At 56.2% G+C, this 16,152-nt stretch carries 13 protein-coding genes; 2 read left to right on the top strand and 11 right to left on the bottom strand.

Annotated elements, in window-relative coordinates; genetic code table 11:
* Positions 1-117 precede the first annotated feature (117 nt).
* Genes EP867_RS15500 through EP867_RS15490 form a run of 3 tightly spaced genes read right to left on the bottom strand, consistent with a single transcriptional unit; the run spans position 118 to position 1,881 of the window.
* A complete protein-coding gene (locus EP867_RS15500; RefSeq protein ID WP_128490391.1) occupies positions 118-600 on the bottom strand; it encodes a hypothetical protein in 483 nt (160 codons plus the stop codon).
* Positions 597-1,274, bottom strand: coding sequence for a hypothetical protein (locus EP867_RS15495; RefSeq protein ID WP_128490390.1), 678 nt, complete (start codon positions 1,272-1,274; stop codon positions 597-599). Before EP867_RS15495 ends, EP867_RS15500 begins: the two co-directional genes overlap by 4 nt.
* 55 nt (positions 1,275-1,329) lie before the next feature.
* On the bottom strand, positions 1,330-1,881 hold the full coding sequence (locus EP867_RS15490) for a hypothetical protein (protein WP_128490389.1): 552 nt from the start codon (positions 1,879-1,881) through the stop codon (positions 1,330-1,332).
* A 200-nt stretch (positions 1,882-2,081) separates the two neighbouring features.
* Between EP867_RS15490 and EP867_RS15485 the strand changes: the two genes are divergently transcribed.
* Complete coding sequence (locus EP867_RS15485; RefSeq protein WP_128490388.1) at positions 2,082-2,279, top strand: hypothetical protein; 198 nt, start codon at positions 2,082-2,084, stop codon at positions 2,277-2,279.
* Positions 2,280-2,610: 331 nt separating this feature from the next.
* On the opposite strand, the gene EP867_RS15480 is transcribed toward EP867_RS15485, so the two are convergent.
* The 6 genes from EP867_RS15480 to EP867_RS15455 all read right to left on the bottom strand — a co-directional run bounded on the left by EP867_RS15480 (position 2,611) and on the right by EP867_RS15455 (position 14,257).
* Positions 2,611-5,709, bottom strand: coding sequence for a type III restriction-modification system endonuclease (locus EP867_RS15480; protein ID WP_128490387.1), 3,099 nt, complete (start codon positions 5,707-5,709; stop codon positions 2,611-2,613).
* A gap of 97 nt (positions 5,710-5,806) precedes the next feature.
* Complete coding sequence (locus tag EP867_RS15475) at positions 5,807-7,477, bottom strand: RNA-binding domain-containing protein (protein ID WP_128490386.1); 1,671 nt, start codon at positions 7,475-7,477, stop codon at positions 5,807-5,809.
* 2 nt (positions 7,478-7,479) lie between these two features.
* Entirely contained in the window at positions 7,480-9,384 is a 1,905-nt protein-coding gene (locus EP867_RS15470; protein ID WP_128490385.1) for a site-specific DNA-methyltransferase, read from the bottom strand.
* Positions 9,385-9,394: 10 nt separating this feature from the next.
* Positions 9,395-10,144 carry a DUF4391 domain-containing protein gene (locus EP867_RS15465; RefSeq protein ID WP_128490384.1) on the bottom strand — a complete coding sequence of 250 codons (750 nt, stop codon included), beginning with the start codon at positions 10,142-10,144 and terminating at the stop codon, positions 9,395-9,397.
* Positions 10,141-13,413: a helicase-related protein gene (locus tag EP867_RS15460; RefSeq protein WP_128490383.1), complete on the bottom strand. Its 3,273-nt coding sequence runs from the start codon at positions 13,411-13,413 to the stop codon at positions 10,141-10,143. The genes EP867_RS15465 and EP867_RS15460 overlap by 4 nt, the downstream gene beginning before the upstream one ends.
* Positions 13,400-14,257, bottom strand: a complete 858-nt coding sequence (locus EP867_RS15455; protein WP_128490382.1) for a WYL domain-containing protein — start codon at positions 14,255-14,257, stop codon at positions 13,400-13,402. The genes EP867_RS15460 and EP867_RS15455 overlap by 14 nt, the downstream gene beginning before the upstream one ends.
* A 193-nt stretch (positions 14,258-14,450) precedes the next feature.
* Here EP867_RS15455 and EP867_RS15450 point away from each other — a divergent pair, with 193 nt between their 5' ends.
* Entirely contained in the window at positions 14,451-14,729 is a 279-nt protein-coding gene (locus EP867_RS15450) for a hypothetical protein (RefSeq protein WP_128490381.1), read from the top strand.
* A 28-nt stretch (positions 14,730-14,757) separates the two neighbouring features.
* Here the strand turns inward: EP867_RS15450 and EP867_RS15445 are convergent, their stop codons facing one another.
* Positions 14,758-15,009, bottom strand: coding sequence for a hypothetical protein (locus EP867_RS15445; protein WP_128490380.1), 252 nt, complete (start codon positions 15,007-15,009; stop codon positions 14,758-14,760).
* Between the two features lie 107 nt (positions 15,010-15,116).
* Positions 15,117-15,713 carry a single-stranded DNA-binding protein gene (gene ssb, locus EP867_RS15440; RefSeq protein WP_128490379.1) on the bottom strand — a complete coding sequence of 199 codons (597 nt, stop codon included), beginning with the start codon at positions 15,711-15,713 and terminating at the stop codon, positions 15,117-15,119.
* Positions 15,714-16,152 lie beyond the last annotated feature (439 nt).

Below are 16,152 nucleotides of genomic sequence, written 5' to 3'. Positions count from 1 at the left end.
AGCAACCCTCGAATGCAGAATGCAGTGGGAGAGGCCGCCGACCCAGTCAGTTCACACAGCGATTATCGGGTCTAAGGGGGGACGTTGGCAGTGTGCTTTGATCACCGTGAAGCTGTATTAACTCCGACCGAAATACTCATCCGGATGTTCAAACCGGCTGTGACCCAGCCCGAAATTCAATGCCGCGTGCCAGATCGGCCATTCGAGGTCAGTCAGATCCTTTGACAGAAGAGCACGGCCCCGATTTGGTTTGACCCCGAGGATCTGCCATCCGATCGCTCGTGTCTTTTCGCCATGAAGCGCGGCCGCGGCATCGACCAGGAGCCGCAGCAGTCGCGGATCTAGGGGCAACTTGTGTGGGGCGTCGCATGCGATGATCTGGCTATACACGTCAAGCACAGCAGCTTTAGCCGGCGGGATATGCGTCTCGGGGCTGTAGAGGTGCCATGCCCCCGCTTCTTCCACGCAAAGAGCTGTGGTCAATCCGGATAGATCGAGGGGGCGTCCGAGTTGCATTCGTGGGTATCTCGCATGGCTGTCAGGTGAATTTGGGGAGAAGCTGTAGCAGCATTCTTTTACGCTTTGAACCGGCGCGATCATATGCGGTCCTCTCCCTCCGGTAATTTAAAACCTTTTTCGTCCAACGTGATGGATAACTCGGTTCCCGTTGTACTGTGTCGCAGCCCCACCACTAAACCGGCTTCGATGTTGTTGAGCTCGACCCTATTGCCCAGCTCATCTATTATCAGGATCCCTGAGCTGAGCTTGCGCGCTTTGAAGCCGTTGCCGATGGCTATGGCTTCAATTCCGACTGGAGGCAGCTTATCCCACAAGCTGCGTAGCACCGGATGAGAGGGGCCAGTCCACTCCACTAAATCAGGTGGCACCTCCACAATGCTCGCGCATTTCGCGCACCGGACGCGCCTTCGAGGCTCGTCAAAAACGTCTTTCCACTCGTGCCCGCATGACCGGCAGACCATGAGATGCCACCAAACCAGAGGAGCGCCCTCATCAGAACACGGGAACGCCTGATAATCGGCAATCCACATTAGCTCTGACCTGTCCTGTATGGTCTCCAGCAGGCTGTCTGCCAATTGGTCTGTAGGGACCCATGATTGCGAAGGAAACAGTGGCGTCTCTGCCTTGTTGAAAATGGTCGCGGATTTCAGATCCCCGAACCCGTCAATGTCGTTCAGAAATTCGATGGAATAGCCGTCATCAGTTGCAGCGACATAAGTCACTACCCAGCCGCATTCGTGTGCTGATTTGCACATGTCATGATCCTCAAATGGGGGGGACTGGCCCGCTTCGCGTGCGGGCCTGAGAGGCTTAAAGCGCGTGGATTTCCCCGTCGGGCGTGCGGATCTGGATCTCAGCGAGGAGCGAGAGGAAAGGTGATCCCATGACCGTCCGGGCATGCCAGGAACGAACCTGATGACACACAGCCCTCAGCGACGGCCCCCATAGTGTTTCCTTGAGTTCTGCAGGCCCTTCCCGCCTCACAACTTCAAAGGGCTGGGCGCCTTCTTCGTTCCTCGCGATCAGCTGGGGCATAAAAATGTTCACGCTGTGCCATTCGGCCTCGATCTGAGCCTGGGCTGCCATTTCAGGGAGCTTGTGATCGGGGATGCGTTTGTGCTTCTCCGCTGTACGGAGCCACGACCACTCTGAAGGGGAGACCTGAGAGAACTCGGCCCTCAGAGCTGCCATAAGATCGGGGTTTCGTGCAGCGCGTCGCATAAGGGCGACAACCACGAATTCGCCATCGTACATCTCAAAGCAGTTATCCAACTCCCTGCTGTCCTCGTGACGCAGGAAGGCTTGTTCGGCATAATTGACGCGATTGCGGAAGGCCGCCATGCGGCTTTTCATGCTGGGCATGATTGTGTCTCCTGTGACAATGCGCAGCCTATAGCTGCCCTTAAACATTAGCTTTTTTGGCTATATCAGGCAATTAAAATCGCAGCCTGCCAGCGTATTTTTGTGTTGTTCCGGCGCCTCACTAAAATATGTAATCTCGATTTTTTAATATATTGCGTTAACCTCATGCTTATCACACCCCATGCAAAGGATTCGTATCTATGGACCGCGAAAAGCTAAAGGATGCGCTTACGGATTTTGCCCATTCATGTAACTGCACGCTCGGTCAGATGATCTTCATGACGACCGGCATGACCATGCTTGTAGGTTCGGTCTTACCAAGTCCCGGCCTGTATTTGACTGCGCTTGTGACTGGATCAGCTCTTGCGTGGACATTCCGCGGCGATCTTCGCAATTAAGAGGTGGCCCGTTTGGGATACCATAGGCGCCAATAATCATGATCCACCATTGCCCCATATGAAAAGCCCTGCCGAAGCAGGGCTTTTCTTTGCTCTCGCGTCCGGTTTTGGAGATCCGGACCAGAACTTTGGCAGGTTTATCAGGGGCCACTCTGCCAATTACGCCCGGTGCTTTCGCACCCTATGAAGCATGCATCCCATCCTTCAGCTTCAAACTTTATTCCCGATCGCTCATCCGTCAACACCTAGATCGTCGACATCGAGATTTGCGCGACCCGAATACTATTCGGGTCGCCGTCTAGCAGGAAAATTTTGATCGAGCGGGGTTTTGTCATGCCGTCGGCCCGACCACGTCCATCAGCTTGCCGAAATCTGTAACCACATCGTATTTGACACGATCCTGCGCGACTTTCTCGCCGATTTCAGAAAAGAACTTTCGCGCGCATTCGATTTTGGTTTTTTCGATTTCCCGCAGCTTCATCGATGACATCGTGCCCTTGGTCTCAGCTACGAAATAGATGTGACGCACACTGCCAGCGGTGAAGGATATTGCCCAATCGGGGTTATAGTCCCCAACAGGAGTTGGGATCAGAAAACCTCGTGGGAGCTTCGCATAGACTACGACCTCAGTGCTTGCATCCAACGCCGCCACGAATTCTTTTTCCACGTTGGAGTCTGTGACCGCGTAATCATAGACATGTTTTTTCAGCTTGTCCGTTGCCCGAGAAAAATCCTGGCCGGTCTGGTTGGCAGTGAAAATATCCACGTCGTACCGCTCGTCGACTTCATCATAGGCTAGGCGCTCGATCACCATCGCGGCCTTCTGTTCAGCAACGATACGCGACGCTTCGGTGATGAAGTGTTCGGGGTTCTTGGTGAATTGTTCGAAAACCGCCGGTGTGATTTGACCCAAGATGGACGCTGCAGTGTCTCGGGTCACAAGAGCGTTCTCGGCTATTTTGCCCACGAGGTCATATTTCACCAAAGAGTGGACCGAGCCGCCATGGCTGGTGGTCGTGTTAGTGACCTTGAAGCCGTCGCCGCTGCGCAGTTGGCCGTCGGTCAATCCGTCGTTCTGCACGCCGATTTGAACCGTGTACTGTAACGGGGTAACCCGCAACTGGCTATCCAGCGCACTGACGCATTTGCGGATCAGCTCAGCGGAGTCGAACTCAACCCGGTAGACCGCTTTCCGGTTGATGCGTCTCCAAAGCTCTTGGAACTCTTTCTTCTCGAAATTCGCATTCAGAGGATTGGTCTTGGGCTTACGGCCGTCATCAACTTTGGGTAATTGCGCGTCGCTGAAAACGCTATCGATGAGCTGGAATACCTGTTCCGCATGCGCTTTCAAGTCGTCAGGAAGATCGGCCAGTACCCCTGCCTTCTTTGCATCGTGATACTTTCCAATGATGTTCTTGTGTCGGTCGACGTACCCGTTCTGGACTAGATAAAACTCTAGACCAGCGGCCATATCCGCGGTGAGTGGCACAGGCCCTTGATCCGTCTGCAGTAGCTTACCTTCGAAGTATGCCTGCGTTGCCTGTCTCGGGCGCGACGAGAGGGTCTCCGCAATCTCCTGCTGGAGCCCGGCCACGAAATCCTTATAGCTCTCGCTCGCCACCACAGTCAGCACGTTGATGTCATGCACCACGGCTGGGTGATCCATCCTGTCGCCGTGTTGGTTGACGCTCAGCCGGAGGCCACGCCCCACTTCCTGGCGCCGAGAGATGGTGTTGTCGCTGTGCTTCAGCATGCACATGACAAATACATTCGGGTTGTCCCAGCCTTCACGCAGCGCCGAGTGCGAGAAGATGAACCGGGTGGGTTCGGCGAAGGAAAGAAGGCGTTCCTTGTCCTTGAGGATCAGGTCGTAGGCATCCACATCGTCGGAATCGACAGAGCGGGCACCAACAGCAGGATCTTTGAGGCGGTTCGTCTTCTTATCGATCGAGAAGTACCCGTTGTGGGTTTTGGCCGAAGCGATGCCCTCGAGGTATTTCCGGTACGCCTCGTTGTCGATTGCGAGCTCGGACAGATACTCGGCCTTCAGCAGCTCGTACTCTTCCTCAAAAACCCGGGCATATTCGCCTTTCTCGTCCGCCTGGTCGTAGTCACGGTATTTCACCACCTCGTCGATGAAGAACAGCGACAGGACCTTGATGCCCTGCGCGAACAGCTGCTTTTCCTTGTCCAGATGCGCTTTGATTGTCTCGCGGATCTGGATGCGGCGAGTATCGCGTTCCGTGAGGTCTCTCGTGGCTTTCCCTGCCTCAAGGGAGAGACCATTCGTAAACTCAACTTGGTCTAGGCGCCCGTCAATATCCGAGATAACGAAGCCTTCTCTGTACTGGTCCAGATTTCCGGAAACATCGAATAGGTTCCGGCCTGCTTCAAGTCTCCGGACCTCACGCTTGATTTCGCCCGACTTCAGCTTCACCTCCAACTCGATCCGCGCCACGGGCGCTTTTTTCGAGATGTCGATGCCTTCGAGGTAGAGGTAAGCATTGGTGCCGGCCAGACCGCGGGTCTGGATGCCGCGGACCGCGATCTTCTTGACTAGCTTTTGGTTGTAGGCGTCCAGCGCATCCAAGCGGTGAACTCGGTTGTGCTGTGTGCGGTGGGTGGCCGAATAGCGCATGATGAACAGCGGCTTGAACTTCGGCAACGCTTCCATCGTTGCTGCACCTTCCATCTTCTGTGGCTCGTCCAGGATCAGAATCGGGCGGTTCGAGGCGATTACGTCGATGGGCTTACGCGACTGGAAGTCGTCCAGCTCTTCGTAGATGCGCCGGTTGTCGGCCCCGCGTGATGCAAACGCCTGAATGTTAATCACCATCACGTTTATGCCCGCGTCGGACGAAAAGCTCTCAAGCTCGTGCAGACGCTTTGAGTTGTAGATGAAGAACCGTGCCTTCTTCCCGTAGCTTTCGGTGAAGTGGTCCGCCGTGATTTGCAGTGACTTGTAGACCCCTTCGCGGATCGCGATCGACGGCACCATGATGATGAACTTCGACCAGCCGTAGCGCTTGTTCATCTCGAAGATGGTCTTGATGTAGCAGTAGGTCTTGCCGGTGCCGGTCTCCATCTCGACGTCGAGGTGAACGCGGGTCGCGGCCAGCGCGTCACGCTTGTAGGTCGCGGCCACGGGGCCACGTTCGCCCCGTGTGTTTAGCGTCGTAAAGTCGGTTAGCGACTGTGCTACAGGTAAGTTTTGGCGCCGCTGGACCTTCTGGATGTTTTCCAGAATTTGCGGTTCAGCCAGCGCAAGGTCGGCGTTTTTGAAGCCCTCCTCGAAAGCACTTGCCTGCACCTTCAGGCCCGGGTCGATGCGATAAGTCAGGCCAGACTGCATGGGCTGGCCGGCAAAGCAGTCGACTACATCGTTGACGGCATTGGTCTGATAGGGCTGGACCTTGAACTTGAGCTTCATGCGTTCGTCTTTCTGCAACCTATCTGCATGGGGCGCCTTGCCGCACGTTTGCAGATAGAGCCAATACCTTGATTTACAATAATTTCCTTTAACGCGATCATTCTTTTCTTTCTGCAAGACGCCATTCTGGCTTGCTTCGAGAGCCCGCGTTAAGAATGCTTCCTTGTCGCCTGAGCTTGGTCAAAAGGTTGCTGATCTTGTCCCGCTTCTGTTCCGCAGAAAGGGCTTCGCTGAGCTTGTCCGTCAGCAGCCTATCCAGCTCTGCACGATCCGCATTCCCGAACTTTCTAAGGTAGTCGACGATCAATCGGGTGTAATGCTCATCATCCTGGGAACGGGTCCGGATATACTCGGCCTTGCTATCCGTCGCAGCTGCCACCCTTGCAGAGACATGGACGTTGGGCTTGCGCCCTTCGACCAGCTTATGAATTCTCAGGTGCCGCAGTGCATCTTCGGTCACCGGCAAACGCTTCTGCACCCGATCAAGCGCGAGGACGTCTACCAGCGGCAACCCAGCCTCCTGCATCAGCAGCCGACTGTAGGCCTGATCGACGACACGGCCATGGATCGTCAGGCGCACCATCTCGGACTCTTCCAGATCATAGTCCGGCAGAGGAAAGAACCTTTGGCGCTGGCGCTGATATATATCGAGGATACCATAGCCCATGTGATCGATCATGTTCAGTTCTGTCATGGCCTGTGCGAGGAAGGCGTTGCGATATCGCCGCGGCACACGATCCCGGAGGATGTAATCCTCCGGCTTTCCCTCAAAGAACGCGCCGTCATTCTCCAGCACCAGCCGATCAGGATACTCGCGCACGACGACACGCCCGGATCGATTATAGTCCTGATGTGCGATACAGTTGTGCAGAGCCTCCAGCACTACCTTCTGATCGTACTTCGCCACCTCATGCGCCAGCAGCGCGTTTTCGGGCAGGATGCGCAATTGCACATTGCGGATGCGAGAGAACAACTGTGTGGTCGCCAACAGGAATGGCGGGCCGAAATGCTCGTAAGCTCGCTCTTCACCCTCCAGCCTCCATGTGATCTCAGCCGGATGTGGGTTTAGCCGCCATGCCGACTCGGGTTTGCCGAGCAGCAATAACGCTGTCCGAGTAATCACCCCGTTCTGGGTGACTTTTGCGCGATCCAGCAACGCAACATCAGACCATGCGGCAACGTCCTCTGCACTGAAGCGGTTGGCGTACTTGGCCGCGAACCGCTCGCGAGCAACCTTTAACGCTTCTGGGTCAAGATCCGCGATGGTCGCCTCGGGAACCACTTGCGCGGTCCAGTCGGTCGCCAGCGTTTGCGACCGGATCTCATCCAGCTTGTCCTGACCAAGCGGCCCAAGGCTCTCTCCGGCTCTGCCGAAGTAATGCCCCTTCCAGTTGATTGCCATTCCCCGCGGTGCGGCCGGGATTTCAAACAGGATCACCCGGCCCGATGGATGCGCAAGCACATGAATATCCCGGAAGGTGAAAGTCCCCGTTCCGGTCAGGACCTGTTGCTTGTCAGCCTGCAGTCGCTCGGCGTCTTCCTTGTAGCTTGTCCCGCACACTTGTCTCGTCTTGTCATCGACGCCGAAAACCAGCCAAGCGCGCTCTTGCCCGCGCAGGTTGGCCTCATTTGCCAGCGCAGAGGCGTATTTGCCAAGGTCGTCGCTTGAGAAGCCGTCTTTGCCGCGCTTGAATTCCACGACTTCGCTTTCCCAGTCGGCAAGCAACCGGGACAGCAGGTCGGACAGAGCGGTGGTGTCAAGCGCCATGGTCAGATCGCTTTGACTTCGGTGCTGGGCGAGAGCTGGCGGAAGATCTGGGTGACGTTGATCTTCACCGCGTCAGAGATGAAGCCGTTGTCGCGGAAGACGACGCGCAGGGGGGCGGGACCTGCCAGCTCTTTTACCAGATCCTCGGTGATGCCACGCTCGAAACAGGCGACAAGGGCGTTGTCGTCGACGAAGAACACAGTCTTGCCCTGCACCGTCTCGCGGCGGATGGGCAGCGTCAGGTCCACGCCCCAATCGACCAGCACCTGGAACAGCAGGTCCTCGGCCGTGCGGCCCTCTTTGACGTTGTCGACCATGTCGAGCAGGTTGGACTGCTTCAGCTCATCCGGGCGGTAGTAGACGTCCTTCATATTCGAGGTGTCGACCTTAAGAACCCGGAAGCCGACATCGCGGTTCCAGTCGGGGTGGGTTTCGCCTTCAAGGATTTTCTTGCCAGCGCGGCGGATACGTTCTTTTGATATTTGGGCGATCGACGTAAAGCCAAGCTTCTTCGCCTCTGCCTTTTCCGAAATCTCCTCTGCAATCTGAATAGAAATGCAGCGCCGGTTCCCGCCATCGCGAGCGTTTTGTATCAGGACAGCATGAGCTGTCGTTGCAGAACCGGCGAAGAAATCTACGACTAAGTCCTGTGAGCTTGGTTGTGTCGATAGCTGCAATATTCTCACAATAACATCAGTCGGCTTAGGATGATCGAACACTTTCACTCGATCAAACAGTCCGCTAACCTCTTTCGTTCCCATCTTGTTCCCTGAAATGCCCGCCCACAAATCGGACGTTTCTCGGCCTCCCGAAGACAGGTAGTGCTTCTGATAGACCTGCCATCGCAGGTCATCGCCTTTCCTAACTTGGCGCCATTCAATCATTCCGTCTTTGACCAGTTGCGAATATGTTTCTTTGCCGCAAACCCAACGGCTTTCATATCCTTCCGGTGCGATGGGAAAGACTTCCGTCCCATCTGGCGCCTTTACACCGTAGAACATACTCGGTCGGTCCTCTCGGCGGTTCTCGCCGCCGGTGCGGCGTAGCGATCTGGTAAGATATCTGCCGCGTTCGTCTGACTGATTGTAGATTGCCATATCATCTTCTGTCATCGGCAAACCCAAAAGGGACGCATCGCTGCTCTTCGAGAAAACCACGATATAGTCCAGCTCTCTTGCGACACCTCTACTTCCAGATCCCATTCTAGTTCCAGTTGGTCGCGCAATTACCCCGATCAGAGATTCTTCGCCGAAAACCTCTTTGCCCATAGATATCAGATTGGAAAGCTCAATTATGTCAATGGAGATGAAGATAAATCCATCATGGCGGAGTAGTAAGCGGGCCAGTCGCAATCTTGCAAACAGCATACTGAGCCAGTCTGAATGGAAACGTCCATTCGAAGTGGGATTTGCCACCATTCTGTTTCTCGAGCTGTCAAGCTGTTGCGAACGAACCAGATATTCTTCTGATGGTTCGAAAAAGTCATCATCGTATATAAAATCGCCCCCGGTGTTATAGGGAGGGTCGATATAGATGCATTTCACGCTTCCAAGGTAAGCTTCCTTTAGTAGCTTTAGTGCGTCAAGATTATCACCTTCGATGAACAAGTTCTTTGTGCTGTCGAAGTTTACGCTGTCACTGCGCTCTGGTCGCAAGGTCAAAGCAATCGGCATATTGGCTGTAACAAGCGCCTCACGTTTTCCTGGCCAATCCAGCCGATACCGCTCCTGCGGCCCATCCACGATGTGATCGCTCAGCTCCTGGCGCAACTGGTCAAAGTCAACAGCCAGACGCACCGCCCCCGTCGCGTCGTCCTGCGCTTCTGTCACGCAACCGGGGAACAGGTCGCGGATCTTCGCGATGTTGTCCTGGCTCAGGTCGGGGCTGTGCATCTTCAGCTTGTCCATGCTCGTCCTCTCAATCTTCCGTCACGGCGGTTCCGGGGTGTGCGCCGGTCAGCCGCTCAAGTTCTTGTTTTGCCGCGCGCAGCTCGGCATTGATCGCCACGCGCTTGTTGAATTGCTTTTCGCGTCCCAGCCGCGCCTTGATCCGCTCGACCTCGCGCGTCTGTGCCTTGATCGCCTCTGCAAGCGCGATGCGCTGTTCCAGCGACATGGGGCGCTCGGCTTCGGCAGGGGTGAAGGGCGTCTGCGGCGCCTCGCCCATGCCGGGGACCAACCGTGCCGTCTGCTCCGCCACCAGTGGCTCGAGCAGCCGCTCGTACAACGCGCCCATGTTGAGCGCCACCGGAAGGGGCGCGCGGGCTGCGTCTTCGGCCAGCCAGTCCCCCTGGAAATAGTCGCCCACCACCCAGCGGGCGCTGTCGGCCTCGCTCGGCCGCTTGTAGGCCGCGGCCAGCCTGACGCGGCCGCCATGGGCCACCTCGAAGATCAGCGGAAAGGGGATGGCCTTGTCGATCGCGCGCAGCACGGCTGCGTCCAGCGTCGCGGTGCGCGCGGTCAAGCGAAAGATTTGTATCTCGCTCACTTGTTTTGTCGCCGCCAGATTGACCGTCTCGGGCGCCAGCTTGTGAGACCAGGTGATCTGATCAACCTCGCGCACGAAGAGATCCTTGAGGCCCGTGCTCGCCCCGGAGTGCTCGTAGATCTTGGTCTTGGGGATCACGCGCCCGAAGGCGCCGGCGCGCGGCCAGTCATAGAGGGTCATGCGCCGCCCCCTTCGATGACCAGGAAGGCGATCAGTTCGAAATCGTCCAGCCCCTTTATGGTGTGGGTCAGCGCCGTCGTCCGCCCACCGCTGAACAGGCTGTCGATGTCCTTCTCTTCCTTCACCTCGATCATCGATCGGATCGCGCTGGAGAGCAGGTCGGAATAGCGGCCCATCTTGCGCCCGTCCTCAGTGCGCTCGTTGAAGATGCGACAGACATCCCGTATGGGCTCGATCCGCCCCTTGCAGCTGGATCGGATCAGGTCGAGCAGGCGCTTGACCTCGGTGTGGTCGGCGACGATCTGTCCGTCGTCGTCGATATAGACCAGGTAGAAGGGGTGCAGGCGGTTCTGCTGGTTGACGTTCACGCTGTCGTGGATGTTCTTCAGGGCGAAGATGACACCGGGCTGCAATCCCAGCTCCGGCTGCGCGGGGACCACGGCGTGCATCCCGAAGGGCACGTTGTCGAGCTCTCCATGCGCCTTGACGTAGTTGAGCAGGTCCATCCGGAAATCGTTCAGCCCGAGATCTGTGATCGATATCCCGGCCTTCACGTCCTCGAGCTCGATGACCTCGTCCTGGAGCCGCTTGAGCTGTTCCTTGCGGTAGGAAATGTCGCTCGACTTGGCCGTGAGCACGTTGTCGTCGCCGGTCGCGGTGATGTCAGTGATCACCATCCGGTTTTCAACGCGCTCTTTGAGGTTGATGTATTCGTCGAGCGTGATGTCAGGCCAGTAGTTGACCAGCTGGATCTGGCTGTTTGGGGAACCGATCCGGTCGATCCGACCGAAGCGCTGAATGATGCGCACCGGGTTCCAGTGGATGTCGTAGTTGATCAGGAAGTCGCAATCCTGCAGGTTCTGGCCTTCCGAGATGCAGTCGGTGCCGATGAGAATGTCCAGCTCAGCCGGATCGTTTGGCAGGACAATGGCTTTCTCTTTCGAGCGCGGAGAAAACAAGGTCAGGACGCTCTGGAAGTCGTATGACTTCTTGAGCGTGGTTTTGGGGGCGTCCGACCCGGTGACCTTGCCGACATGCAGTCCGAGCTGGTGTGCGAAGGGCGCCAGGTTGTCGTAAAGATAATTTGCGGTGTCAGCGAACGCGGTGAAGATCAGCACTTTCCTGTTCCCAGGATTCAGCGGCTCATCAACCTTCTGTCTGATAAGGGCAAGCAGATGCTGGAGCTTGGCGTCGTCCGCCGGTTTGACCTTTTCCATTGATGCGATCAGGTCTTCGATCAGGACAAGGTCGGCAGCTAGGTCGTGCTTCCAGGAGGGCAGGTCCATGTCTGCGAGACTGATCTGCACCTTCTTTCCGAGCGTGAATTCATCGAGGCCAGAAAGATCATCGTCTTCCGGGTCGAAGTCACTCATCTCCGCAAGGTGGTCGCTTACGCTCCCGCTGCGCCCCGTCTTTTCGAATTCTTCGATGGCATGGAGCGTGCGAGAAACATTCGCACCCAGCGACCGAAGCGTGAGACGAAACGCTGCAACCGAGCTCTCCAAGCGTTTCAGCAGGTTGGTCGTCATGAGGGCCTGAAGGCTGCGCTCGCGATCGGCCTGCCTCAGTTTGCCCCGACCGCCCTCGGTCTGCGTATCATAGATTTCCTCATACTTCCGCAGTCGGCTCGGCAGGATGTAGCTGATAGGGGCATAGACTGCCAGCTTGAGCACCGAAAGCTGCGAGAAGATATCGTTGAAGCCCATCACGTCGGCTCGCTCGGTAATTGGCCGATGATGTGAAAGAGGTTTGCGTCTCTGGGGAAATTTTCCGATGTCTTTTGTGTCGTAGAAAGTTTCGATGTGCTTCCGCGAACGGGCAATCGTGACGGCATCGAGAAGCTCGAAAAAGTCAAAGTCCAGTGACTTCAATATCGATGCGGCGGTCCTTTCCTCCGAAGGCAGAGCAGACCATTCGTTGAATGCGGTCTGGGCCCGTCGGAAGATCTCCTCAATGGTGGCCTGACTCTTCAGGCTTTTGCTGAGCGCCTCCGACTGCCCCTCGTATGCCAGTGCCAACTGGTTGCGGAGATCGGTGAACTTGTTATTCACCGGCGTCGCGGAAAGCATCAGGACCTTGGTCTTCACGCCCGCGCGGATGACCTTGTTCATGAGCTTTTGATACCGCGTTTCCCGGTCTTTGTAGACATCGTTGTTCCGGAAATTGTGGGACTCGTCGATCACGACGAGATCGTAATTCCCCCAGTTCACGCGATTGAGGGGGATGCCAAAGGACTCGCCGGAAGTCCGTGAGAGATCGGTATGGCACAGGACATCATAGTTGAACCTGTCCTTGGCAAAAATATTCGTGGTCAGGTTCGAGTTATAGTTGCGCCAATTATCTGCGAGCTTTTTGGGGCAAAGGACCAGGACCGAGCGATTGCGCAACTCATAGTATTTGACCACCGCCAAGGCGGTGAACGTCTTCCCAAGGCCGACCGAGTCCGCGAGGATACAGCCGTTGTACGTCTCGAGCTTGTTGATGATGCCTGTCGCTGCATCTTTCTGATAGTTGAACAGCTTGTTCCACACGAGGCTGTCCTGATAACCCGTGAGATCGTTCGGCAGAACATCTTCGTCGACTTCATCAAGGAAGTCTTGGAAAATGCTATATAGCATCGCAAAATAGACGCGCTCAGGAGAGTTCTCCTGATACACGGACTCAATATGCTCACAAATGGCAGAGGTGACGTCCTTCACCTTGTCCGGGTCCGACCAGATCTGGTCGAAAAGCTGAAGGTACATCTTCGCATGCGCAGGGTCGTCAAATCGTGTGACGAAGTTTGAGACCGCATCACCTTTTTGGTAGCCCAAATCCACGGCGGTGAAGCCGCTGATTGGCATATAGCCCACCTCTCCGTCAGAGCCTGCAACGTGCATGAACTGCTGCATCGGCGCCTTGCTCGTGTTGGAGCGGAACCTGGCCTTCTTGCGGATCCAATCTGCGCATTCTCGGGCTACAGCGCGCTGCGTTAGCTTATTGCGAAGCTGGATCTCGAATTCCGTACCATAAAGGCCGCTTTCGCGCCGAGCCTTCGGTATGAAGAATTCTCGACGCTCTTTCCGAAGCCGATCCGTAACTTCCGTTGGAACGAAGGTTGGGGCCGTAAAAATGAACTGCAAACTGTCGATCTTCGAGAGTTCAGCTTTCAGCTCCTCGAATGCATAAATCGAAAAACAAGATGCCGCGATCCGCAAACGTGACCCACGTCCGATGGAGGCCTTCAGGTCATCCCCAAGCAGTCGCGATGTGTTATCAATAATTTGCATCGACGACCTCTCGGTTCAGAAGAACAATCTGCTGATCCTGCGGCTTCCTGGCGGATGGATCCGTGTCCAGCCCAAGGCGCTTGAGGGTGTAATAGAGAAGTGCGCGGCGAACCTTGATCTCGGCTTTGCCGTCCTGCATGCCGTAGTCCAACGCGATCACCTTGGCCTGTGTCTCAGACAGGTCCGGGTGGGGGCCAACTTCCAAGGTAACCTCCGAATGCCAATCGTCATCTTCGGCGGCAGATGTGGCAGCGTCGGCGGTCCCGCGCACCTGAAGTATCCGCGACAGCAGGAAATCCTTGAAGCAATCGTCCGTCATGCAGAAGGCTCGTGCATGCCAACGAAACCCATCGAAAGCGATGGCATGGGGCGCGATCCAGCGCCAGCGCGGCTCGGGATTGGACAGAGATTGGTAATTGACCTCTATCGCCTCAGCGCGGCGAATGGCGCCAACGACTGCGCGCAATGTTTCGGGATAAACGCCTCGTGCAGGTGTTGGCGTCGAGCCAAAGGCCGGCAGGTCCGTGGTCCAGCAGTCATCGCGGTCGAGGAGCCCTTCCTCGAGGGAGCGCAGCTGTGCCAGGTAACGGCCAGCGTCCAGCTTTCCGAACACAGACTTGAACCCCGGGCCGCGCACGTAGGTGCGCGCGCTCTTGTCGTAGGTCATATTGCCCGGGGCGAAGCTGATGTAGCGATTGAGGTCGGATGAAGCCTGGTTCACCGATAGCCCGAACTGCTCCATGACATCGCTTCGGTTCACATGCCCCTCCCAGAACAGGCGAAACTCGATGAACTCGAGCCGCTGCTCGACGCCCCAGCGAAGTTCCGACCTGTCGTTTTCCACTACGCGCTCCCGCCTTGGTCGATGCGCACGATTATTGTGCGCGCCTAATTTCTGGGCTTTCTTCGACCGTAGCCGCGCGATGCTTTGGGATCAATCGAAAAGGGAAGGGCTGGCGCGCAATTATCCCACGGATTGCCGCAGGTTTTGCGCAACGGCGTCGGCCGCCATTCGCACCGGTTGCGCTGCGAGATGCATGGAAGGTATCGATCACATTGGTGAATCCAATGCGGCGAGTGATGTCCTGCAGTTTGCTCTCCGAGATTTCGCAAGCGTTGAACTGGCGGCAACTGTTCAGAAAGCGACTGCTTGGCGAAGTTGCCTGTTTTGGTGCTTGAGCAATGTGAGCGCAAAGATGACGGGCGAAGGGCAAAGCCAATTCATCCATTGTCACAAGGTCATTCCCGCGGTCTTTGAATTCCAACAGGCTCTGTGCGAGGGCAAATTTATACGATGCCACATTGCGCCCGAATAAAATGATCGAGCGCCAGTAATTTGCATCGCTAGTGAACAGGCTTCGAGCGAAACAGTTCGTGAGTTTTTACGTGCGCGATGTGGCGCGCCTGCATGACATTGCGCCAGCTGAGTTCTTCATAGATTGCTTCCCAAGTGTCGGGGCAGGGCTCTTCGATGCCCACTTCCTTCCAGACGCTTTCATAGTGCTCCTTCAGAGCATCATTCAGATCGTCTTCGTGCAGAAACAGCTCCGTATGAGGGTTGTTCTCGTCGCAGGTGGTGATCGTTTTCAGTTGCATGGCTTTTATCCTGTGAGGGTTGAGGGGCTATCGGGATTGGAAATTCAGGGTTGGTTGGCTGGCATAACGAATGCCAGCCTGTTTCGTCTCAGAGGCCGTCGGCTGCCTCAGTAGGCGTTGCTCTGGTATGACGGGCCATGGCCGCCATTGCCCTGCTGATAGCCTCCCTGAGGGCCGCTGTTGCGTTGCTGCTGGCCGCCCTGTTGGTGCTGCGCTTGGCGCTGCTGCTGGCCGCCGCGGGCGTTCTGACCGCCACCCTGCCCAAAGTCGCCGTTATAGCCCGTGTCCCCGCCATTGCTGCCATAGGAACCGCCAGAGGCCCCGCCGCCAGTCTGATTGCCATTCTGCGACCCTTTGCTGCCGAGCATTTCGAGAGCGCTGCGGAATGAACGGACAGTTACTTCGTTGGAATAACGATCTGCGCCGGACTGATCCTGCCACTTTCGAGTTTCGAGCTGGCCCTCGACGTAGACCAGTTCGCCCTTCCGCATGTACTGCTCAGCGATCTTCTGCAGAGCTTCGTTATAGACCGCGACGCTGTGCCATTCGGTGCGTTCGCGCGGCTCGCCGGTGTTCTTGTCGCGCCACGTTTCAGACGTGGCCACGCGCAGGTTTACGACCTTGCTGCCATCCTGGAATGTCCGCGTTTCGGGGTCTTTCCCGAGGTAGCCAATCAGCTGAACTTTGTTGAGAGAACCAGCCATAATTCTTCCTCTGCAATCAGGTGTGTTGTGATGGGGCCTTGTCCTCGGGCGGGTAGGCTCCTGTGCCGTCCGACGTTGCTCCTGTGCTGTCGGTCCCGATGCTTATGAATGTATCGCGTCTGCTTCGTGCGTCAATAAAAAAATGCAGCAAAATCAACTATTTAGCGCGTGGAATTTCCTCCATTTAGGCTAAAGAGGTGCGTGGATTTTCCTTTGGATCCTCTCTCCTGGAGGATTATCCAAACACTCCCTTTAACCCCTTTGAAACGCTGCCTTATTCAAGCCGAGTGATCTGAAGTATCTTCCTTCTGAGACCACATTGCGGCCCTGGCCTTCTGTTTCGTGTGCTCTGATCCCTGCTGAAAAATCAGAAACCCGGCTCGTCATCGGAGAAAAAAGTACCCGTTTACGGGCCCGTAGGTGTACTCTGGGGTCAGGC

Source organism: Falsigemmobacter intermedius (genome assembly GCF_004054105.1).
GTDB classification, from domain to species: Bacteria; Pseudomonadota; Alphaproteobacteria; order Rhodobacterales; family Rhodobacteraceae; genus Wagnerdoeblera; species Wagnerdoeblera intermedia.
This window is presented reverse-complemented; position numbering and strand designations above follow the sequence as displayed.